This window comes from Paractinoplanes polyasparticus (assembly GCF_019710575.1).
Classification (GTDB): domain Bacteria; phylum Actinomycetota; class Actinomycetes; order Mycobacteriales; family Micromonosporaceae; genus Actinoplanes; species Actinoplanes polyasparticus.
In genome coordinates this window covers 217,681-238,714 of sequence record NZ_JAHWFK010000008.1, presented here as the reverse complement: position 1 = coordinate 238,714, position 21,034 = coordinate 217,681, and the positions used below count along the sequence as shown (strand labels likewise).

General features: G+C 72.2%; 17 protein-coding genes. 10 read left to right on the top strand and 7 right to left on the bottom strand.

The genetic code is table 11. From position 1 onward, the window contains the following. Positions 1-13: 13 nt before the first annotated feature. On the bottom strand, positions 14-1,402 hold the full coding sequence (lpdA, locus tag KXC43_RS12795; protein WP_221376227.1) for a dihydrolipoyl dehydrogenase: 1,389 nt from the start codon (positions 1,400-1,402) through the stop codon (positions 14-16). Positions 1,403-1,567: 165 nt separating this feature from the next. On the opposite strand from lpdA, the gene KXC43_RS12790 reads away from it, so the two are divergent. Next, on the top strand, positions 1,568-1,897 hold the full coding sequence (locus KXC43_RS12790; RefSeq protein ID WP_221376226.1) for a hypothetical protein: 330 nt from the start codon (positions 1,568-1,570) through the stop codon (positions 1,895-1,897). A gap of 38 nt (positions 1,898-1,935) precedes the next feature. Here KXC43_RS12790 and KXC43_RS12785 read toward each other — a convergent pair whose 3' ends face one another. Beyond that, the gene (locus tag KXC43_RS12785; RefSeq protein ID WP_221376225.1) at positions 1,936-3,471 is read right to left on the bottom strand and encodes a leucyl aminopeptidase; all 1,536 of its coding nucleotides are present in this window, start codon (positions 3,469-3,471) and stop codon (positions 1,936-1,938) included. 136 nt (positions 3,472-3,607) lie between these two features. On the opposite strand from KXC43_RS12785, the gene gcvT reads away from it, so the two are divergent. Then, a complete protein-coding gene (gene gcvT / locus KXC43_RS12780) occupies positions 3,608-4,690 on the top strand; it encodes a glycine cleavage system aminomethyltransferase GcvT (protein ID WP_221376224.1) in 1,083 nt (360 codons plus the stop codon). Between the two features lie 130 nt (positions 4,691-4,820). Here gcvT and KXC43_RS12775 read toward each other — a convergent pair whose 3' ends face one another. Then, positions 4,821-5,561, bottom strand: coding sequence for an adenosylcobinamide-GDP ribazoletransferase (locus KXC43_RS12775; protein WP_221376223.1), 741 nt, complete (start codon positions 5,559-5,561; stop codon positions 4,821-4,823). Continuing rightward, a complete protein-coding gene (gene cobU / locus KXC43_RS12770; protein ID WP_221376222.1) occupies positions 5,558-7,378 on the bottom strand; it encodes a bifunctional adenosylcobinamide kinase/adenosylcobinamide-phosphate guanylyltransferase in 1,821 nt (606 codons plus the stop codon). Before cobU ends, KXC43_RS12775 begins: the two co-directional genes overlap by 4 nt. Positions 7,379-7,459: 81 nt before the next feature. On the opposite strand from cobU, the gene KXC43_RS12765 reads away from it, so the two are divergent. After that, positions 7,460-7,657, top strand: a complete 198-nt coding sequence (locus KXC43_RS12765; protein WP_221376221.1) for a hypothetical protein — start codon at positions 7,460-7,462, stop codon at positions 7,655-7,657. Between the two features lies 1 nt (position 7,658). Then, positions 7,659-8,483, top strand: a complete 825-nt coding sequence (locus KXC43_RS12760) for a site-2 protease family protein (RefSeq protein ID WP_221376220.1) — start codon at positions 7,659-7,661, stop codon at positions 8,481-8,483. Between the two features lie 149 nt (positions 8,484-8,632). Here the strand turns inward: KXC43_RS12760 and KXC43_RS12755 are convergent, their stop codons facing one another. Beyond that, positions 8,633-9,631 (bottom strand): aldo/keto reductase family protein, encoded by a 999-nt coding sequence (locus KXC43_RS12755; protein WP_221376219.1) that lies wholly within the window; start codon positions 9,629-9,631, stop codon positions 8,633-8,635. 31 nt (positions 9,632-9,662) lie between these two features. Next, positions 9,663-11,075 carry a WG repeat-containing protein gene (locus tag KXC43_RS52675; protein WP_221376218.1) on the bottom strand — a complete coding sequence of 471 codons (1,413 nt, stop codon included), beginning with the start codon at positions 11,073-11,075 and terminating at the stop codon, positions 9,663-9,665. 789 nt (positions 11,076-11,864) lie between these two features. Here KXC43_RS52675 and KXC43_RS12745 point away from each other — a divergent pair. The 4 genes from KXC43_RS12745 (at position 11,865) to KXC43_RS12730 (ending at position 19,420) form a co-directional block, all read left to right on the top strand. Continuing rightward, positions 11,865-12,776 (top strand): hypothetical protein, encoded by a 912-nt coding sequence (locus tag KXC43_RS12745; RefSeq protein WP_221376217.1) that lies wholly within the window; start codon positions 11,865-11,867, stop codon positions 12,774-12,776. A 4,112-nt stretch (positions 12,777-16,888) separates the two neighbouring features. Next, positions 16,889-17,668, top strand: coding sequence for an ABC transporter permease (locus KXC43_RS12740; RefSeq protein WP_221376216.1), 780 nt, complete (start codon positions 16,889-16,891; stop codon positions 17,666-17,668). After that, positions 17,661-18,461, top strand: a complete 801-nt coding sequence (locus KXC43_RS12735) for an ABC transporter permease (RefSeq protein ID WP_221376215.1) — start codon at positions 17,661-17,663, stop codon at positions 18,459-18,461. Before KXC43_RS12740 ends, KXC43_RS12735 begins: the two co-directional genes overlap by 8 nt. Next, positions 18,458-19,420 carry an ABC transporter ATP-binding protein gene (locus KXC43_RS12730; RefSeq protein WP_221376214.1) on the top strand — a complete coding sequence of 321 codons (963 nt, stop codon included), beginning with the start codon at positions 18,458-18,460 and terminating at the stop codon, positions 19,418-19,420. Before KXC43_RS12735 ends, KXC43_RS12730 begins: the two co-directional genes overlap by 4 nt. Here KXC43_RS12730 and KXC43_RS12725 read toward each other — a convergent pair. After that, positions 19,404-19,958, bottom strand: coding sequence for a helix-turn-helix domain-containing protein (locus tag KXC43_RS12725; RefSeq protein WP_221376213.1), 555 nt, complete (start codon positions 19,956-19,958; stop codon positions 19,404-19,406). The two genes, KXC43_RS12730 and KXC43_RS12725, sit on opposite strands and share 17 nt — an antisense overlap. A 66-nt stretch (positions 19,959-20,024) precedes the next feature. Here KXC43_RS12725 and KXC43_RS12720 point away from each other — a divergent pair, with 66 nt between their 5' ends. Beyond that, positions 20,025-20,708 (top strand): AzlC family ABC transporter permease, encoded by a 684-nt coding sequence (locus tag KXC43_RS12720; protein WP_221376212.1) that lies wholly within the window; start codon positions 20,025-20,027, stop codon positions 20,706-20,708. Beyond that, positions 20,708-21,016: an AzlD domain-containing protein gene (locus KXC43_RS12715; protein ID WP_221376211.1), complete on the top strand. Its 309-nt coding sequence runs from the start codon at positions 20,708-20,710 to the stop codon at positions 21,014-21,016. The genes KXC43_RS12720 and KXC43_RS12715 overlap by 1 nt, the downstream gene beginning before the upstream one ends. Positions 21,017-21,034 lie beyond the last annotated feature (18 nt).

The window sequence follows — 21,034 nt, the reverse complement described above, 5'->3', positions numbered from 1 at the left end:
CTGTGAACGGGGATCAGCTGTGTGCGTGCAGGGGCTTGCCGGACAGGGCCAGGAACGCCTCGCCGAGCGCCTCGTTCTGCGTCGGGTGGGCGTGGACGAGCTGAGCGACCTCTTCCGGGAACGCCTCCCAGTTGTAGATCAGCTGAGCCTCGCCGACCAGTTCGCCCATGCGCGCGCCGACCATGTGGACACCCAGCACCGGCCCGTCGTTGAGCCGGACCAGCTTGACGAAACCGGCGGTCTTGAGGATCTGGCTCTTGCCGTTGCCGCCGAGGTTGTAGTTGTACGTCGAGACCTTGTCGGCGCCGTACTGCTCCTTGGCCTTGGTCTCGGTCAGGCCGACCGAGGCGATCTCGGGGTCGGAGTAGGTGACCCGGGGGATGCCCGCCTCGTCGATCGGGGCCGGCTTGAGCCCGGCGATCTCTTCGGCCACGAAGATGCCCTGCTGGAAACCGCGGTGCGCGAGCTGCAGGCCGGGGACGATGTCGCCCACGGCGTAGATGTTGCCGACGCCGGTGTGCAGCCGCTCGTTGGTGATGACGAAGCCCCGGTCGAGCGTGACGCCCTGCTGCTCGTAGCCCAGGTCGGCCGTCGTCGGGCCGCGGCCGACCGCGACCAGCAGCACCTCGGCCTCGACGGTCTCGCCGCCGGCGATGGTCGCGCGCACGCCGTTGTCGGTGTGCTCCACCTTCTCGAACGGCTTGCCGACCTTAAAGTTGATCTTGCGCTTGCGGAAGGCGCGCTCGACCGTCTTGGAGATCTCCTCGTCCTCGGCCGCGACCAGGCGGGGGAGGGCCTCGAGGATGGTGACGTCGGCGCCGAACGACTTCCAGACGCTGGCGAACTCGACGCCGATGACGCCGCCGCCCAGCACGATCGCGGAGGACGGCACGCGGTCGAGCTTGAGGGCGTGCTCGCTCGTGATGACGCGCTTGCCGTCGACCTCGAGGCCGGGCAGCGAGCGGGAGTACGAGCCGGTCGCCAGGATGACGTTGCGCCCGGTGTAGCGCTTGCCGTCGACCTCGACCGTGTCCTTGCCGACCAGCTTGCCGGCGCCCTGCACCAGCGTGATCTTGTCTTGCTTGAGCAGGCCCTGCAGGCCTTTGTAGAGGCGCGCGACCACGCCGTCCTTGTACGCGTTGACACCCGCCATGTCGATGCCGACGAGGTCGGCCTTGACACCGAACTGCTCGCTCTCGCGAGTCTGGTCGGCGATCTCGGCCGCGTGCAGCAGCGCCTTGGTCGGGATGCAGCCGCGGTGCAGGCAGGTGCCGCCCAGCTCGGCCTTGTCGATCAGCGCGACGGAGAGGTTGAGCTCGGCCGCACGCAGAGCGGCCGCGTAGCCGCCGCTGCCGGCGCCGAGGATGACGATGTCGAAGGTTCCGCCGTTCGGCTGGCTCACGTTGACTCCAGTGTTCGCGTCGTTGCCATGCGGGTCACACAATGGAAACGGTCACAGTATGTCCAGGCCATCTTGTCACTTGGCGAACCGATCGATGCAGTCAGGTTCCCCACGCACGGGCCCGCTCGACGTACTCTTGCCGCAATTGAACGTGAGGAGCGGGTAGTGGCCTGGTTTCGGCGCCGCCGGGAGCCGCAACGAGCGGCCGGTCGGTCGGTCGACCGTGCCGATCTCGAGTATCTCGCAGAGTTCGTGCGCACCCGGCGCGGGGTCGAGGCGTTCATCGAGCCCCGTACGTCGGTGACCGAGACGACGGTGCTGCTCGTGGCCCACGACGGCGAATGGACGCGGCGCCGCACCGAGACGCCCGAGATCGCGCGACGGTGGGCCCATCAGCTCAGCGTTCCCATCTACGACGTGGCGTTGCTCGGCTACCCGCAACGGATGCGCGATTACAACGAGCGCCGGAAGCGGCGTCCCGCCCAGGAAAACTGACACGGTTCCGGGCGCCGTGCGCCCGGAACCGGAAATAATCAGCCTAACTGGTCGATCACGGACAACAGGGTACGAATCGGGACGCCCGTTCCGCCCTTGCTCCAATATCCGCTCGGCTCGCCGGTGTGATAGCTCGGGCCCGCGATGTCGATGTGCGCCCACTCGACACCCTCGGCCACGAACTCCCGCAGAAAGACTCCGCCCTGCAGCATGTGCCCGGCCCGGTCCAGATTGGAGTTGGTCTGGGAGATGTCGGCGATGTCGGACTCCATGCCCTTGCGCACCTCGTCCGGCAGCGGCATCGGCCAGGCCGGCTCGCCGACCCGGTCGCCCGCCGCCCGCACCAGCTCGACCGCCTCGTCCGAGCCCATCAGGCCCGCGATGCGCTTGCCGAGCGCGATGACCTGACCGCCGGTCAGCGTCGAAGTCTCGAACACGTAGTCGGTGCCGTCGGCGCAGGCGCGGGCGATCGCGTCGGCCAGCACCATGCGGCCCTCGGCGTCGGTGTTGTAGACCTCGACCCGCTTGCCGTTGAACATCGTGATGACGTCGCCCGGCCGGTACGCCGTCCCGGACGGCATGTTCTCGGCCATCGCCAGGTAGGCGCTGACCGCGACGCGGGGCTTGAGCGCGGCGACGGCGAGCATGGTCGCGCCGACCGCGGCGGCGCCGGCCATGTCGGACTTCATCTCCCACATGCCGGCGGCCGGCTTGATGCTGATGCCGCCGGTGTCGAACGTGATGCCCTTGCCGACCAGCGCGACCCGCTTCGGCGACTCGACGCCCTCGGGGGTGTAGGTCAGCTTGACCAGGCGCGGCGGCGCCTCGGAACCCTGGCCCACGGCCACGATGCCGCCGTAGCCGCCGGCCTTGAGCTCGTCGAAGTCGAGCACCTCGACCTCGAGGCCGGTGCCCGCGGCCGCGGCCACCACAGCGTCGGCGAACTCCGGCGGGCGCAGCACGTTGGGCGGGGTGTTGACCCAGTCGCGGGTCAGCCGCACGGCGCGGGCGACGGCCTCGGCCCGGGTCACCTCGGCCGCGGCCGAGGCGTCGTTCGCGTCGGGCACGTGCACCTGCAGCGCGGCCACCGGCTCGCGGCGGTTCGGCTGCGGCTTGGTCTTGTAGCCGGCGAACCGGTACGACCCCAGCAGCGCGCCCTCGAGGATGGCGCGGAGCACGCCCGGCGCGTCCTCGTCGTCGGGCAGCGGCAGGGCAAGCGCGACCGTGTTGCTGCCGGCCAGCGCGCGCACAGCGGCACCGGTGCCCCGGCGCAACGTCTCGGGGCTGGGCGCCGAACCGGTGGGCTCGTCGCCGAGGCCGACCGCGACCACCAGCGGCGCCGAGATCGTGCCGAGAGTGGCCAGCTTGGTCACCTCGCCCGGCGCGCCGCTCGCGCCGAGCAGCGCCAGCGTCGAGGTCAGCCTGCCGTCGAACGCGGCGGCGATGCTCTCGGCGCCGGCCGCCGGCAGCAGGGCGCCGCCCTCGTCAGGCTGGCTGTGCAGGCCGATGACGATGGCGTCGACGGCCAATTCGGCCGGGTCGGTGTCGACCAGGCTGAGGCTGGGCTGGGTCACTCGGGCACTCCGCGGACTGATGAGCCAGGCGCCTCATGGGCGCGCCGGCTGGTTCGGTGGGCCCCGGCGCGGTGACGCCGGGGGAGGGTTCCCCGCGACTCTAACCAAGCGCGAGGTCACGGGTAAGTTGACTCTCATGTCTGCCGACGCTCTTTCCCACTCCCCCCTGCACGAACGCCACGTGGCACTGGGCGCGAAGTTCGCCGGTTTCGGGGGGTGGGAGATGCCCCTCGAGTACGCGGGTGGCGGTGTCATCAAGGAGCACACGGCGGTCCGTGAGGCGGCGGGCGTGTTCGACGTCTCTCATCTCGGCAAGGCGCGCGTACGGGGAGCCGGCGCCGCCGCCTTCGTCAACGCCTGCCTCAGCAACGACCTCGGCCGCATCGGCCCCGGCCAGGCGCAATACACCCTGTGCTGCGCCGAGGACGGCGGTGTGGTCGACGACCTGATCGCGTACGTCATCGCGGACGACGAGGTCTTCCTCATCCCGAACGCGGCGAACACGGCTTCGGTCGTACGGCTGCTGACCGCCGCCGCCCCGGCCGGCATCACGGTCACCGACGAGCACCACGAGTTCGCTGTCCTGGCCGTGCAGGGGCCGCAGTCGGCCGAGGTGCTCGCGAAACTGGGCCTGCCCACCGGGCACGACTACATGTCGTTCTCGTCCGCCGGTCACCTGATCGTGTGCCGCACCGGCTACACCGGCGAGCACGGCTACGAGCTGGTCGTGCCCTGGTCGTCGGCCGTCGAGGTGTGGGACCAGCTGATCGCCGCTGGGGTGCGCCCGTGCGGCCTGGGCGCGCGCGACACGCTGCGCACCGAGATGGGCTATCCGCTGCACGGCCAGGAGCTGACCCTCGAGATCACCCCGGTGCAGGCGCGTTCCGGCTGGGCGGTCGGCTGGAACAAGCCCGCCTTCTGGGGGCGCGACGCTCTGCTGGCCGAGAAGGCGGCCGGGCCGCGGCGCACCCTGCGCGGGCTCGAGCTGACCGGGCGCGGCATCCCGCGCGGTCACATGCGGGTGTACGCCGGTGACCAGCTCATCGGCGAGACCACGAGCGGCACGTTCTCGCCCACCCGCAAGATCGGCATCGCGCTGGCCCTGCTCGACACGGCGGCCGCCGTGGCCGACGGCGACCTGGTCGAGATCGACATTCGCGGCCGCCGCGCCGAGGCCCGCGTGGTCAAGCCGCCGTTCGTGAAGACCTCGGTGCGCTGAAAACTGTCTCTCACATCACCGCCCGCAGCCTGTGGACAACCCCGTTCTCGGCTTGCGGGCGGCGTAGTTTGGGCCCGCCCCCTTGGTAGGGCGGGGCAGGGCTGGTTGGCCTTTGCCTTTGTCTTCGCCTTCAGCCGAGCGAAAGGCCGACGAGCGCGAGCGTGGTGGTCACCTCCACGGCTGCGCCCAGCACGTCGCCGGTGATGCCGCCGAAACGCCGTACGCAATGGCGCACCAGCAGCACCACGACGGTGAGTGAGATCGCGACGGCGACCGGCCCCTGCCAGGAGCGGCCCGGGGTCGCGGCAATCGCCGCCGCCGTGACCAGCGCCGCGCCCAGAACGGCCACAGGCGTCGGCACAGTGCCCGCCACGAGCGCGCCCAGCCCTTCGGGGCGGGCAGCGGGAATGCCTCGGCGGCAGGCCAGCGGAATGGCGACCCGGCCGGCCGCGAACGCCACGACGACCGCAGCGAGCGGCACGACAGCCAGTGCGGAAGCCTGCATCAGCAGCGTGAGCGCAATCGCGGCCACGCCGAACGGGCCGATGTCAGACTTTTTCATGATGTCCAGGGCGGCGTCGCCCCGGCGGTAGGAGCCCAGCGCGTCGATCGTGTCGGCCAGCCCGTCGAGGTGCATGCCCCGGGTCAACAGAGCCGCCGCGGCGACCGTCACGCCCCCCGCGACCAGGGCCGGAGCGTGCGCCTCGCGCAGCAGCCCCAGCAACGCTGCCAGCAACAGGCCGAGCAGGGCGCCGACAGCCGGCGCCACACTCATGGCCACGGCGGCCGCCGTGCGGTCGACGCGCCCGGCCCGGACCGGCAGAACCGTCAGCGTGGTCACCGAGAGCCGCAGACCCGCACCGAGGCTCACTCCGGGTGGGTGGTCGCCGGTCCCGGACCGTCCGGCTCGGGCTCGGCGAAGTCGGCGTCGTCCTCCGGCTCCAGCGCCGGATGCACACCGATCGACGACGCCAGACCCACGGCCGTGCGCAACAGCGGCAGCGCGGCCAGCGCGTTCGCGCCTTCACCCAGACCCAGACCCAGGTCGAGTACGGGGGTCAGGCCGAGCACATCGCCGCCCTGGCGCACGAGCTCGAGGTCGCCGGCGTCGGCCAGCAGCGTCCAGTGCCGGATCTGACCGCCCAGATCGCGCGCGATCAGCCCGGCCGCTATCCCGACCGGCCCGTCGAGCACGACCGGCAGTCGCCGGGCCGCGGCGCCGAGCAGCGCGCCGGTCGCCACCGCGACGTCCTGGCCGCCCAGCTCGCGCAGGATGTCCTTGGCGCCGCGCGGTTCCCGGCGGATGCGGTGCAGCGCGTCCCGCACGGCGGCGGCCCGCTCCATCCACGACTCGTCGTCGTAGACGCCGCCGGGCAGCAGCACGCGGGGAAGCACCGCAACGGCCTCGGCGCCCGTGGTGGCGGCGGAGATGGCAGCCGCGACCGCGTCGGTGCCGACGCCGATCGACGCGATGACGAGCAGATCCCGGCCGGCCTCGGCGGCGGCGTCGGCCAGCAGCCAGCCCTGCTGCAGGGCGCGGTCGACGTCCTCCAGGGACGCCGCGGCCATGTCCTCCATCGGGGTGGCCTCGGGAGTGCGCAGCACGGCGATGTCGGCCCCGGCCGTGCCGGCGAGGCGGCTCAGCACGCCCTCGCCGTTCTCGACCTGGGCGACGCGGCGCTCGACGTCGGCCACGTCGTCGCCGGCCGCGGCGCCGCCCGAGTGGCGGCCCGAGAGCAGCAGGACGCGAGGGGAGCTCCACGGCTGCGGGGTGACGGTGGCCTGGGTGGCGGCGGCGAAGGTGACGGCCTCGGCCAGGCGGCCCAGCCCGATGCCGGGGAAGTCGAGGGAGGGCAGGCGGTCGCGGGCGTCGGGGCCGGCGTCGCCGTCGGGCATGGGCAGGTCCATGCCGGGCTCGAAGACGACCGCCGAGGCGACCAGGGGCAGGATCATGGTGGGCTCGTTGAGCACGCCGGCTACCGGGGTGGCCGCCGCGGCCTCAGCTGCCACCGGGCTGACCAGTTGCGGCTGCGCGGTGGTGGCCGGCGCGACGGCCGGGCTCACGATGGCCGCGTCCGATTCCACCGCTGCGCCGGCATCCGCCTGCGTGGCCGCTGCCGGTTCCGCGACGGCTGTTTCGTCGGAGGAGCCCTTCAGCCACACCGGGCGGCCGGCGACGACGAGCGCCACCCGGTCGCAGGCGTCGGCCAGGGCCTGGTTCGTCGTGCCCAGCGCGTCGGCGAAGGCCCGCCCGACCGGCGTGGTCGGCACCAGCGACAGACCCACCTCGGGGCTCACCAGAACCACCCGCGCCGTGCAGGCACGCACGGCGGCGGCCAGCGCGGCCACGTCGGCCTCGTCGTTGTTGGGCTGCCGGGCCGGGTCGAGCAGGGCCGTCACCCAGCCGCCCAGGTCGTCCACGAGCAGCGTGTCGTCGGGCTTGGCCTCGCTCAGCAACTCGGTCAGCCGGGCCGGGTCGGCCGCCGTCTCCTCCGTCGACCACGACTGCGGCCGGCGGCGCTGATGTTCCTCGATCCGGGCCAGCCACTCCGGGTCGTCCTCGCCGCCGGCCGCGGTCGCCACATAGCGCACGGACGGAGCGCCGGCCAGCAGGGACTCGGCGAATGCGGACTTGCCGGACCGGATCCCGCCGAGCACCAGGACCGTGTGCCACCGATCATCGGACATGCCCCGTACCTTAAGGCCGGGGCGCACAGCGTGACGCCGTAGGGTGGAGGACACCGACCGAGGACGTGAAGGGGGCGGCGCATGCCGTGGAGTTGGCGCTACGAGAACGTCGACGGTCAGCCGGTGGCCGGGCCGGCCGAGACGTTCAGCAGCCAGGCCGACGCGGAGTCGTGGATCGGCCAGGAGTGGCGCGGGCTGGCCGAGGCCGGCGTGGCCAAGGTGGTGCTGGTCGAGGACGACCGGGTGGAATACCCGATGAGCCTGCTGCCGGCGGAGTGACGTGACCTACGACGATCCGGTCCACACGAGGACACCGCGCCACGCGTTCGTGCCCAGCCCGGTCTTCGTGGGCATCGTGGCCGTCTTCGTTGTCAGCGGCTGGATGACCTGGGTCGGTTTCGGCAACGTCCGGGTCGACGTGTTCCTGTTCATCGTCGCGGGCTGGCTGGTGTCGCTCTGCCTGCACGAGTACGCGCACGCGCTGATCGGCTACTTCTCGGGCGACCACACGGTGGCCGAACGCGGCTACCTCAAGCTGAACCCGCTGAAGTACACGAGCCCGCTGCTGTCGATCGTCCTGCCCGTGGTGGTGGTGATCCTGGGCGGCATCGGCCTGCCCGGCGGCGCCGTCTGGGTCGACCACCGCTACATCCGCAGCAAGGTCAAGGACTCGCTGATCAGCGCGGCCGGTCCGCTCACCAACCTGATCCTGGCCCTGGTCCTCGCGCTGCCGTTCCTGATCGGTGTCGGGCCCACGCTCGACCTGGTCGGCGGTCAGTTCGTCGCGGGCGGCTCCGGCGACCACCTGGAATTCTGGGCGGCGCTGGCCGCGCTGGCCTTCCTGCAGGTGACGGCGACCATCCTCAACCTGCTGCCGATTCCCGGCCTCGACGGCGGCAGCATCCTCGCGCCGTGGATGAGCCCGGCCTATCAGCGCGCGTGGAACCTCTTCGCGCCGTACGGCTTCATCCTGTTGTTCCTGCTGCTGTGGCAGACGCGGGTCGGCGACTACTTCTACGACGTGGTCTTCTGGATCACCGACAAGCTGGGCGTCTCCCAGGTCCTGATCCAGGTCGGCCTCGAACTGATGCGGTTCTGGAACTGAGCCTGCCGGCTCCGCTTCGCTCCGCTGGTGATCGCCCTTTTAGCTGGTGAGATGGCACGCGATTTTCCGCCGTCCGCAAACCCCGCGGCCGTCGGAAAACCGAGTGCCATCTCACCAGCGGCGATCACCGGGTATGGCAAGTTCCGTGGCTAGGGACGACGGGCCGGCGACTGGGTCTTGGCCGGGTCACGCTCGGCCACCGGGTCGAGGGCGGCGTCGATCGCCTTCATCACATCGGCGTCGAGCTTCTTGCCCGACGCCGCGGCGTTGTCCCGCACCTGCTCGGGGCGGGACGCGCCGATGATGGCGGCCGAGACGTTCTGGTTCTGCAGCACCCAGGCCACGGCCAGCTGGGCCAGGCTCAGCCCGGCCTGGTCGGCGATCGGCTTGAGCTGGGCCACGGCCTCCAGCACCTCGTCGCGCATGAGCCGCGAGATGAAGTTGGCGCCCGACTTCTCGTCGGTGGCCCGCGAGCCCGCCGGCGGCTGCTTGCCCACCTCGTACTTGCCGGTCAGCACGCCCTGAGCGATCGGCGAGAAGACGACCTGGCCGATCCCCAGCTCGATCGAGGTCGGCACCACCTCGGCCTCGATGACCCGCCACAGCGCGGAGTACTGCGGCTGGTTCGAGACGAACGGGATCTTCAGGTCCTGGGCCATTTCCCAGCCGGCCCGGATCTCGGACGCGGTCCACTCCGAGACGCCGATGTAGAGCGCCTTGCCCGAACGCACGACGTCGGCGAACGCCTGCATGGTCTCCTCGAGCGGGGTCGAGTAGTCGTAGCGGTGGGCCTGGTAGAGGTCGACGTAGTCGGTCTGGAGCCGGCCCAGCGACGCGTCGATCGACTCCATGATGTGCTTGCGCGACAGGCTGCGGTCGTTCGGGCCGGGCCCGGTCGGCCAGAAGACCTTGGTGAAGATCTCGAGGCCGGCGCGGCGCTCGCCCTTGAGCGCGCGGCCCAGCACCTCCTCGGCGCGACCGCCGGCGTACGCGTCGGCCGTGTCGAACGTCGTGATGCCCACGTCGAGGGCGGCGCGCACGCACGCGACGGCGGCCTCCTCCTCGACCTGGGAACCGTGGGTGATCCAGTTGCCGTACGCGATCTCGCTGATCAGCAGGCCGGAACGGCCAAGATGACGAAACTCCATACCCCGACCCTAGGCCCAGCTCGAAGAACTTTCAGAGTACGGGCCGGGTGTCCTTGATCAACTTTTCGATCTCGTCGAGCACGTCGGCGCGATCCCGGTACTTCAGCTCGACCAGCGACTCGCCCTTGCGGTCGAGCGCACCCCACAGCCCGAACCGGTCGGCAATCAGGAACGCGGCCGGGTGGATCAGCAGGGCGGCGTGCACGGGCGGCACCAGCAGGTGGCCCTCGCGGTCCACCACGCCGTACACCTCGCCCGCGTCGACCACCGCCAGTCCCTCCTCGGTGAAACCGTCCACCGGCTCGCCCGAGGCGAGCATCGTCGCGAAAGCCTGATAGTTCGGCTGCACGACAACCCGGGAATGCTCGTCGACGACACCCCAGCCGCCCCGCCGCACCAGCGCCAGCCCGTTGTGGAACGGCCGCGCGTCGTCGAACCCGCCCGGCACGATCACCCGGTTCTGCTTGTCGATCGCATGCCAGCCGCCCGCGTCGTCCCGCGATACCCAGGCCAGCCCACCGGCGAACCGCCCGGCCGCGCGATACCCCGAGGAGGCGTCGATGAACAGCACGCCCGACTCGTCGATCAGCTCCCACGCCGGCGCCTCGGGCCGCCGAACCCAGGCCACTCCGTCCGCGAACGGCTGAGCCTGCGCGTACCGCGGCGGCAGCAGCCCCGGATACCCGAACAGCCCCGAGCTTTCGTCCCGGGCGGGCCGGGGCGTCTCCATCTTGCCCAGAATGTCTTCGGACGAGCGCGGATAGGGCCCCCACCCCTCGGCGGCCCGTCCGGTGATCGTGTCGAGGGCCAGCTCGATCCGCTCGACCAGGTCCGGGTCGGCGCCCCGGCGCAGGTCGAGCGCCTTCTCCAGGTGGTTCACGGCCTCCAGGTAGCGCCCCTGCTCGAACGCGGACCGCCCGGCCAGCTCGGAGATCTCGGCCCGCAGCCGCGCGGGCAACTCGGCCGAGCCGGCTTCGGCATAGACGCGATCGGCCTCGGCGAACTCACCGCGCCACTGAAGCACATGCCCGAGCCGGGCACGTACGGTCGCCGTCCGCACCAGCTCCCCGGCCGCCTCCGCATGCACCAGGGCCGCCCGCGCGTCCTCCAGAGCCGGATCGAGATCCCCGAGCAGCCGCGAAGCCACCGCCCGCAAACTCAGCAGGCGTGCCCGGTCGCTGTCCCGCTCGGCATACTCGAGTTTGTCCGTGAGCCGGTCGATGACCACCCACATCGGCTCGTCGTCCTCGATCTGCTCCCGCAGCGTCCGCGGGTCGTAGGTCACCGGGTAGGCGGCCAGGATCTGCTCCGGGTCGGTGCGCCGGTTGCGCGGGTCGGCCCGCTGCTCCCGCTTCTGCCGAATCGGTTCGCCACTGCGCCGCCCGGTTTCCCCGTACGCCGGAGAACCGCCCCCAGCCGAGCCGCCCTCAGCCGAGCCCGTCACGTCATCCTGTTCGCCGCCCTCGGAGGCCGCGACCGGGGCGTCCGTCGAACTTGTGGCGGTTGTTGCCGCAGGCTCGGCCTCCGGGTCTGTCGCCTCCGGGCTCGTCTTTGTGGCGGTTCCCGCGGCAGGCTCGGCTTCCGGGTTCGCCGCCTCTGGGTTCGCTGTTTCAGGGCTTGTCGCGTCCGGGCTTCTCGGGCCCGTGGCGGCGTCGTCTGCCAAGTCGGACGGGGCCGTTGTCGCGGGGTCGGTGCCCGGGGTGGCGGTGGCGTCGTCGTCCGCCGAGCGCGTGGCGGCGTTGTCTGCCGAGTCCCCCGTGGAGGTTGTCTCGGAATCCGTGTCCGGGATTGGCGCGGAGGCCGTGACCGTGTGGTCCGTCGCCTCGGGGCCGGTTTCGGCGCCTGCTTCAGCGGTCGGAGCCGCCTCGCTCGTCAAGTCCGTTCCCGCGGCAGCCGACGAACTTGCCGCGGCAGCAGCCATTTCGGCAGGCGGCACAGCCTCCTGCCCGGCGGCGGACGATGAACCTGTCGCGGCAGTAGCCATTCCGGGGGACGTCACAGCCTGTCCCGAGGCAGACGACGAGTCTGTCGCGGCAGTGTCCATTTCGGACGAGGTCACAGCCTCGTGGCCGGCTTCCTCCGTGGCCGTTCCAGGAGCAGCCGCCACCGGGCCGTCGGAATCCTCCGAGCCGGGGTCGCGACCGGCAGTACCGACTTCGGTTGCCCGGCTGTGCGCTCCGGCTGCTCGTCTGTGGACCTCGGTTAGCTGGCTGTGCGCCTCGGGTGCTCCGCTGTGGACTTCACCCGGCGGTCCGTTCTCGGCGTCAGGCTCGTCGATGGCGCCGGCCTGGACCGTGGCCGTCCGCTCGCCGGTGTGGACGGCTGTCGCGACATCGTCGCCCGGCAGCCCCTCATCCGGCGCCGAAACCTGCCCGGTCGCGTCCGGACCGGAAGCCTGGCCGGAGCCTTCGGCGACGAAGGGCTCAGCGGCAAGGGCAGGCGAAGCCGACGGGCCTTCGAGAGCGGCAACCACATCACCCGGCGTGTCGTCGATGAGCTCGGCGTCCACGATGTCGTCATCGATCGCGCCCGCGGGCCGCACGACGACGGGCTCCTCATCGACCAGCTCGAATTCGACGAGCTCGACCTCGATGGCCTCGGCGTCGAAGTGCACGCCCTCAACACGGAACCGGGCCGACGGCGCGTGGTCGCCGCGATCTTCCGAGTCGCTCTCCAGCGTTCCGTCGCCGACATCCCCATCGTGAAGCGCGTCGGAGGCGTTCGAGCCTCCCTCTTCGCCCAAGTCCTCCGAGCCGGATTCCGACACGGCCGGAGCGGGCCGCCCGAAGGCCGCCACCGGTTCCGAACCAGTCGCGTAGGGCTGCGAAGACGCCGGCTGCGCCGAGCCGCTCGGCGTGGAGCCGTCTCGTGCCGAGTCGAGGCGCGACGAGTCGGCCTGCGGGAAGTCGCGCTGCGCCGTTTCGGCATGCGTGGCGTCGTGCCGCGCCGATCCAGAATGGATGGCGTCGTGCTGCGCCGTTTCGGCATACGGGGCGTTGTGCCGGGCCGATTCGGAATGCGTGGCGTCGTGCCGCGCCGGCTCGGAATGCGTGGCGACGTGCGGCGTCGGCTCGGGGTGCGTGGTGACGGGCTTCGCCGAGCCCGAATGCGGGGAGTCGAGCTTCGCGGATGCCGACAGCGCTGAGTCGTGCCGCGCTGGTTCGCGCTGAGTGTCGGCGGGCTGAGTGTTGCCGGGCTGAGTCGTGCCGGGCCGGGTGGAGTCGTGCCTCGCCGTACCGTGCCGCGCGAAGTCGTGCCGCGCGGATTCGGTGTGTGCCGAGTTGTGCGGCGCCGATCCGGGGCGAATGCCGGCGGGTTGTGTCGTGCCCGACTGTGCAGAGTCGAGCGTTGCCCGTGCCGATTCGTGCCGCCCTGGTCCCGGACGCTCGAAGTGGTGCTGCGCCGGTTCGGGCTGAGTGTTGGCCGCCTGTGATGGGTGGCGCGGCGAGGACGCGTGCTGCGCCGGTTCCGCGTGTGTGGTGCTGTGCTGGGCCCGGACCGGCTGCTCCACGTCCTCGAGGTGCCCGTGCTGTGCCGAGGCCTGGTGTGCGGTGACAGGCTGCGACGAAGCCACGTGCGAGGTGGTGGGCTGGGCTGCGGCCGGGTGAGATGAGTCGAACTGTGCCGAGACCAGGTTCGAGTGGTCAGGTCGCGCCCAATCTGGCTGGGCTGAGACGGGCTCGGCCGAGACCGGCTGTGCTGGGACCGGCTGGCCTGGGACTGGCTGCGCTGGGACCGGCTGGGCCGAGACTGGCCGGGCTGAGAGCGGGTGTGCGGACACCGGCTGGCCCGATACCGGCTGCGCGGACACTGGCTGGGCTGAGGCCGGCTGGCCCGAGACCGGGTGGCCCGAGACCGGGTGTGCGGATACCGGGTGGGCGGACACTGGCTGGGCTGAGAGCGGGTGTGCGGACACCGGCTGGCCCGAGACCGGGTGTGCGGACACCGGGTGAGCGGACACTGGCTGGGCTGAGACGGGATGAGGCGCGGTGGGCGGCTCTGCTGTCGGCTGTTGTGCCGAACCGGGGCCGGCCGGGTAAGGGCGCTCCGCGGCGGGCTCGTCGTAGTGCTGATCGGGGAAGACCGGGCCGGTGCGGGGCGTGGTGGGCTGCCTGACGATCGGCTGGACGGCCAGGGGCTCGTCGTAGTCGGCGTAAGGCAGGTCGGCGTAGTGCTGGGTTCCCGTACCGGGGGCGTCGGCGGCTGAGCGATTGATGTCGCCGGCCGGTTCCTCGGGGTCGGGGGTGGGCTCGCCGGCACGCCTCGGCGTGATGATGGGTAGCGCTCCGGACGGGACGAACCAGTCCTCCTGGCCCGGCGCGGCGCTGACTGGGTCCGTGCCGGTGGCGTGCGGCTGCGCGGATGTCGGGGCGACCGGCATGGTCGCGGAGGCCGTGTCCGGCCCGGGAGCCGGCGGCTGGTAGCTGGGCGGCTCGGTGGTGGGCTCAGGCCCGAACTGCCTGGCGATGGGCGCCGGGTGAGCGCCTGCCACGGGGTATGCCGGGTCGAACGCGGGCGCCGAGCTGACCGGTCGGGCAGTGGGCGCTGAGCTGACCGGTCCGGCAGCGGAGGCCGAGCTGACCGGCCCAGCGGGATGTGCGCTGACCGACCGCGCGGAGGAGGCGCCGGCCGACCCAGCAGGATGTGCGCTGATCGGCTCAGCAGGGGATGTGCTGACTGGCCCGGCGGGGACTGCGCTGACTGGCTTGGTGGCCGGCGTCGTGCTGGCCGGCGTCCCGCTCGTGGGTGCTGAGCTGGTGGGTCGGGCTGCGGGCGCCGTGCTGACAGTGGGTGCTGGACCTGCGAAACCGGCCGATCCCGCTGCGGGAACTGGGCCGGAGGGAGCGCCGGTCGCGGGCTGGGCGGTGGTGGGTGTCGACGCGGGCTCGTCGACGGGTTCGAGCACGGCCGGCTGGGCCACCGGCGGTGCAGCGGGGGCCTCGACGATGGGTGGCGGCAGCGGGGTCACTGCGCCGAGGCCGCTCTGGGAGAGCAGCCAGCCCAAGCCGTGCGACTCGCCGCTGTCGTCGGCCGGGGAGGCGGACGGCGGTGCGGATGAAGGCAGCGCGGAGGAAGGCACTGCGGAGGAAGGCACTGCGGACAAAGGCCGCGGGTCCTGGTCGGCAGTGCTGCCCTGCTTGTGGGCGGCGTCCCAGATCGAGCCACCCGAAACTGGCACGGCGGAGGTCTGAGACGAGGGGGAGACCGGGCGGGGTGCGGCATCCTGCCTGTCCGCCGGCGCCGGCTGAGTAGACGCGCCCGCCTCGGCGCCCGAGCGGTAACGGCCGTCCGGCTGGTGAGTCTGCGCCGATCCCGGTGCGCCGGAGGGTGCGGAGGTCGGCTGGGCCGAGACCGGTCGCGAGGGGGCGGGCGAGCCTCCGTGCGGCGACACAGGCTGGGCCGGCCGGAACTCGCCCGGTCCAGCCGATGCCGGTCGGGCCGGGGCGGCTTCGGACTGCGGGTAGCGGAGCTGCGCCGGGCGGCCGGCCTGGTCGGTTACCGGCTCGGAGTAGTCGGACTGTGCCGGGCGGTCGGACTGCGCCGGGTAGTCGGACTGGATCGCCCCTGGTCGGGAAGGGCTGGGCTCTGCCGGGTGGCCGTGTTGGGCGGTGTTTGGCTGCGTGTAGCCGGGCTGTCCGGGACGGCCCGCTTCAGGCTGCGCGTAGCCGGCCTGTGCTGGGCGGCCGTGTTGGGCCGCCTCAGGCTGGGGACGGCTGGGTTGGGCAGTGTCGGACTGTGGGCGGCCGTGCTGTGCCGGACGGCCGTAGTGGGCGGCTTCGGGCTGCGCGTATCCGGCCTGCGTCGGGCGGCCGTGCTGAGTTGCCTCGGGTTGGGGACTGCCGGGCTGCGCCACGTCGGGCTGGGGACGGCCGGGTTGCGCCGTATCTGTCCGTGAACTGCCCGGTTGCGCAGGAGCGGGCTGTGGGCGGCCGGGCTGTGCGTAGCCGGAGTGCGTCGGGCGACCGGGCTGGGCAGCGTCCGGCTGTGAAGGGGGGGACTGCGCCGGGGACTGCGGCCGGTTGCCCGGCTGCGCCGAAGGCGGCTGCGAAGAGCCGGGCTGGGCCGGCCCCGGGCGGCCGGATGCGGGCTGCGCCTGACCGGGGTGGTGCGGGTAGCCGGGCTGGACCGGCACCGAATGCGGGCGGTTGGCCTGCTGCGGCGCGGATGCCGCAACCGGCGGGGGTGAGACGGGACGCGCAGGAGCGGGAATCGGCGCCGACTGACGCGAGGGTGTGACCCGGGTGGGCTGGGGGGCCGGTCGGGCCTGGGGCGGCGTGCCGCGCTCGGGTGGGGCCGGACGGAGGTCGAAGGGGCCCTCGTCGCGGCCGTCGCGCTGGCCGGGTGCCGGGGGACGGGCGCCGGGGCGGGACGGGAACGCGTCGGCGGGGGCGGGGCGGGCACTGCCGTAGACGCCGGGGGCCGGGGAGACCGGGCGGCGCTCGTCGGGCGTGTGTCGCCGGCCGTAGTGCTGGTCGTCGGCGCTTGGGCGCGCGGCGCCGTAGACGCCGGAGGACGCGGGGGAGATCGGTCCCGGGCCGGATCGGTCCGGGCCGGCGGGGGCCGGGTTGTCGCGACCGGGATTGACCGGCACCGAGTACGGGTTGCCGGGGCGGGACTCGCGCATCTGCGCCTCGCGGAACTGGACCGCGTCGCGGTACGAACCGCCGGCCTGCGACGGCTCGGGACGCTGGTCGGGCTGGCGGCCGTAGACGCGCCGCTGTTCGGGGGCGGAGGGCTGTGAGCCGGCGGGCCGGTTCCACAGCGGCTCGTCGCGGCGGGGAGTCGGCTCCGGGCGGGCCGGCTGGGCGCCGTACCGGGACGGCTCTTGATCTTCGGAATCGGCCGGCGTGCCCTGGGAGGCCTCGTAGACCGGCGTGCGCACGGCCTTGCGACGGCCGGGGTCGCCGGGGTAGCGCTGGCCGGGCTGCGGCTCCCATTCCCAGGTGATCTCGTAGACCCAGGCCGGCTGGTCTCCCCAGCCGTCGCCCAGGGAGCTCCAGCCGTTCATCGGGCACCCGAGATCAGGCCCGGCGATTGGCGACGCTCCGTCACGGCGAACTTCCACTTCTGGTCGAAAATGCGCGGCGGCCACCGGGAGACCCCGATAGAGTCGCCCGGCTCCACCGCAGGGTCCGGCACTGGAGGTACTGGGAGTCAGGGAAGGAGATTAACGGCGTGGACGCGCTTGACGCCAGCGTGCCGGCGATCTCACCCAGACGTCCGATCGGCGCCTCCGTCGCTACTTTCCGTGCGTTGATGGGGTCGGGTTTCCGCCGGTACGCGACCTATCGGCAGGCCACGATCGCCGGAACGTTCACCAACATAGTCTTCGGCTTTCTTCGCTGCTACGTGCTACTTGCGGTAGCCGCGGGGGCAGCGGGCGGCGCGCCCGGGGGCTACGATGCGCGCCAGCTCGCCACATTCGTCTGGGTGGGCCAGGGACTACTCAACGTAGTGGGAATCTGGGGCTGGGGCGACCTCGCGGACCGGATCCGGACCGGCGACATCGTGGCCGACCTGGTACGCCCGGTTTCTCCGGTGACCGCGTATCTGGCCGCTGACCTGGGCCGGGCCGCCCATGCGCTGCTCACCCGGGTCGGGCCGCCGGTGCTCGTCGGCGCTCTCTTCTTTCCGCTGGCCACGCCCTCGCGCTGGCAGACCGTGCCGCTTTTCGCGGTTTCTGTGCTTCTGGCGGTGATCGCGTCGTTCACCTGTCGATACCTCGTCAACGCGACCGCGTACTGGCTCGACGACGCCCGCGGCCCGCTGATGTTCTGGACGCTGGGCTCGGGCGTGCTGGCCGGCCTCTACTTCCCGCTGCGCCTGCTGCCGGACTGGCTGGCTGTCACCCTGTGGGTGGCGACGCCGCTGCCGGGCCTGCTGCAGACGCCGCTCGACGTGCTGATCGAGCGGGACCAGCCGGCGTTGCAGGCCGGGCTGGTCGCGCTGCAGGCGGTCTGGGCTGCGATCATGCTCGCGCTGGCCCACTGGGTGCAGCGCCGGGCCGAGCGGCGCCTGGTGGTGCAGGGTGGGTGAGCTGCGGGCGTACGCGGCGCTGTTCGGCGGGCGGCTGCGCTCGGCCACGGCGTACCGGACGTCGTTCGCGGTCGAGATGGTGACCAACGCGGCCGGCACGCTGATCGACGTCGTCACCGTCTTCGTTCTCTACCGCGCGGCCGCATCCGTGGGCGGATTCACCCTCGACGAGGCGCTGATGATGACCGGCATCACCGCGTTCGCGTTCGTCCTGGCCGACCTGACCGTCGGCAACATCGACCAGCTCGAGACGTACGTGCGAACCGGGCGCCTCGATGCCGTGCTGGTGCGGCCGCTGGCCGTGCTGCCCCAGTTGATCCTGGCCGACCTGCCGCTGCGCAAGCTGATGCGTCTTGCGGTCGGGACCGGCGTGCTGGGTCTGGCGCTCGCTCGCAACGACGTCGACTGGACTCCGGCCCGCGCCTTGTTGCTGGTCACGGCGCCGATCAGCGGGGCCGTGTTCTTCGGAGCGATCTTCGTGCTGAGTGCCGCCTCCGCCTTCTGGTGGATCGACTCGGGCAAGCTGGGGCACGGCTTCACGTACGGCGGTCGCGACTTCACCTCGTACCCGATCACGGTTTACGGCTCGTGGTTCCGCACCCTCTTCGCGTACGGGCTGGGCTTCGGATTTGTCAGTTATCAACCCGCATTGACCCTGCTCGGCCGGGCCGACCCGCTCGGTCTGCCGAGCTGGGCGGGCTACCTGTCGCCGCTGATCGCGCTGGTCGTCTCGGCCATCGCGGCCGTGGTCTGGCGGCTGGGCGTGCGCCACTACCGGAGCACCGGCTCATGATCGAAATGCGGGAATTGCGCAAGACCTTCACCGTACGCGTGAAAGCGGGCCGCCTGCGCCGGGAGAAACGCGAGGTGGCGGCCGTCGACGGGGTCAGCCTCTCGATCGCCCGGGGCGAGATGGTGGGCTACATCGGGCCGAACGGGGCCGGCAAGTCGACCACCCTCAAGATGCTGACCGGTGTGCTGTCACCGACCAGCGGCGAGGTGTCGGTCAGCGGGCTGCGGCCGGTGCCCCAGCGCACCCGGCTGGCGCTGCGCATCGGCGTCGTCTTCGGGCAGCGCTCCCAGCTCTGGTGGGATCTTCCCCTCGGCGAGTCGTTCCGGCTGCTGCGGTACGTCTACCGGGTGCCCGCGGCCGAGCACGAGGCCCGGCTGCGGCGTTGCCGGCAACTGCTCGACCTGGACGCGTTCCTCGACACCCCGGTCCGGCAGTTGTCGCTGGGCCAGCGGATGCGAGGCGAGCTCACCGCGGCCCTGCTGCACGGGCCCGAGGTGCTGTTCCTGGACGAGCCGACGATCGGGCTCGACGTGGTGAGCAAGCAGGCGGTGCGCTCGTTCCTGGGCGAGCTGGGCCGCACCGGCGACGTCACGCTCGTGCTGACCACCCACGACCTGGCCGACATCGAACGCCTCTGCCGCCGCCTGGTGGTGATCGACCACGGCCACGTCGTGCACGACGGCACCATCGAGCAGTTGCACGCCCGCTACGGCTCCCGCCGGCGCCTGGTGGCCGACCTGGACGTCCCGCTGCCGCCCGGCTTCACCCTGCCCGGCGCGACGATGACGTCGACCGAGGCCGACGGCCACCGGGTCACCTTCACCCTCGAGTCGATCGCGGCCGGCGCCGCAGTCGCCGCCCTGGTCACCGCGGCCCAGGTGCGCGACCTGTCGGTGGTCGAGCCCGAGATCGAGGACGTGGTGGCGCGCCTCTACACCGATGTCAGCGGTGCTCCATGACGAGGACGGCCCAGGCGGGTTCGAGCGCCTCGTAGTGATGGGGAACATCGCCCGGGAACGTGATGTAGTCGCCCGGGCCGAGCTCGACGGTGTCGCCGTCCGGCCCGGTGCGGATGCGGCCGCCGCCGACCACGATGTGCTCCACGCTGCCCGGGATGTGCGCGGCGGCGTCGCGGGCCGGCCCGGGTTGCAGCTCCATCACGTACAGGTCGCGCCGGGTGTGCGGTGAACCGGCGGCGAGCAGCGTGGCCACGAAGTCGGCCTCGTCAGCTTGCAGCCGGGGTCCCTCGCCTGCCCGGACCACGCGCACCTGCGTCTCGAGCGGCTCGACCAGGCGGCTGAACGGCACCCCGAGCGCCACCCCGAGCGACCAGAGCGTCTCGATGCTGGGGTTGCCGGTGCCCGCCTCGAGCTGCGACAGGGTCGATTTCGCCAGGCCGGCCCGGCGGGCGAGCTCGGCGATCGAGATGCCCGCCCGCTCCCGTTCCCGGCGGAGGGCGGCGGCGATGGTGGCGAGCGGGGGCGCCGGTTGCTGCATGTTCGCTCCGTCGATCGATTCGTTCGGTTTGACGAACGCTGGGGATATCGTTCAGTATTTCAAACCATGCGTACGATACAGCGAACGCAGACGTTCGACCGGGCGCAGGTTCGCGACGCCGTCGCCATCGCCGCTGCCATGGTTGCGGTGGGCGCGTCGTTCGGTGCCATCGCCATCGCGTACGGCCTGCCGACGTGGGTGCCGTTCGCCATGTCCACGATCGTCTTCGCCGGGGGAGCGCAGTTCCTGGCCATCGGACTGCTCGCCGCCGGCAATCCGATCGCCGCCGTCTTCGCGGGCCTGCTGCTCAACGCCCGCCACGTCCCGTTCGGCCTGGCCATCGGCAGCACCATGGGCACGGGCTGGCGCCGCCTGGTCGGCACCCACGTCATGACCGACGAGGTCGTGGCGTTCACCCTGGCCGAGGACGACCCGGCCCGCCGCCGGCGCACCTACTGGCTCATGGGCATCACGCTCTTCACCTCGTGGAACGTCGGAACGCTGCTGGGCGTGCTGCTCGGCTCGGCCGTGGGCGACTACGAGGCCCTGGGACTCGACGCGGCCTTCCCGGCCGCCCTCATCGCCCTGATCCTGCCGTCACTGCGCGACCGGCCGACCCGGATCGTGGCGCTCACCGGCACAGCCGTCGCCGTGATCGCGACGCCCTTCCTGCCCGCCGGGCTGCCCGTGCTCTGCGCCCTGCTGGGCCTGCTGACCCTGATCCGCTTCGGCCGTCGCCGGGAGGCCTGATGCTGCTCGCCGCGATCCTGGTGCTGGGCGTCGGCACCTACACGATGCGCCTCGGTGGCGTGCTGCTGCGGGAACGCCTCACGCTGTCACCCGGCCTCCAGCGCCTGCTCCCGATGGCCGCCGCTGCCCTGCTGGCCGCCTTGGCCGGCACCGCGACACTGATGGCCGGCAGCGGTTTCGCCGGCGTGGCCCGCCCGGCCGGCGTGGCCGTGGGCGCGCTGCTGGCCTGGCGCCGGGCCCCCTTCGTGGTCGTGGTCGTGGCGGCGGCCGGGGTGGCCGCCCTGCTGCGCCTGGCCGGCGTCGACTAACCGGCGTCGCCTGGCCCC

Excerpts from the sequence above, each read along its gene's own strand:
- KXC43_RS12725 (WP_221376213.1), bottom strand. The coding sequence starts at position 19,958 with ATGCAGCAACCGGCGCCCCCGCTCGCCACCATCGCCGCCGCCCTCCGC.
- KXC43_RS12715 (WP_221376211.1), top strand. The coding sequence starts at position 20,708 with ATGCTGCTCGCCGCGATCCTGGTGCTGGGCGTCGGCACCTACACGATG.
- KXC43_RS12740 (WP_221376216.1), top strand. The coding sequence starts at position 16,889 with ATGGGGTCGGGTTTCCGCCGGTACGCGACCTATCGGCAGGCCACGATC.
- KXC43_RS12720 (WP_221376212.1), top strand. The coding sequence starts at position 20,025 with ATGCGTACGATACAGCGAACGCAGACGTTCGACCGGGCGCAGGTTCGC.
- KXC43_RS12730 (WP_221376214.1), top strand. The coding sequence starts at position 18,458 with ATGATCGAAATGCGGGAATTGCGCAAGACCTTCACCGTACGCGTGAAA.
- KXC43_RS12765 (WP_221376221.1), top strand. The coding sequence starts at position 7,460 with ATGCCGTGGAGTTGGCGCTACGAGAACGTCGACGGTCAGCCGGTGGCC.
- cobU (WP_221376222.1), bottom strand. The coding sequence starts at position 7,378 with ATGTCCGATGATCGGTGGCACACGGTCCTGGTGCTCGGCGGGATCCGG.
- KXC43_RS12755 (WP_221376219.1), bottom strand. The coding sequence starts at position 9,631 with ATGGAGTTTCGTCATCTTGGCCGTTCCGGCCTGCTGATCAGCGAGATC.
- gcvT (WP_221376224.1), top strand. The coding sequence starts at position 3,608 with ATGTCTGCCGACGCTCTTTCCCACTCCCCCCTGCACGAACGCCACGTG.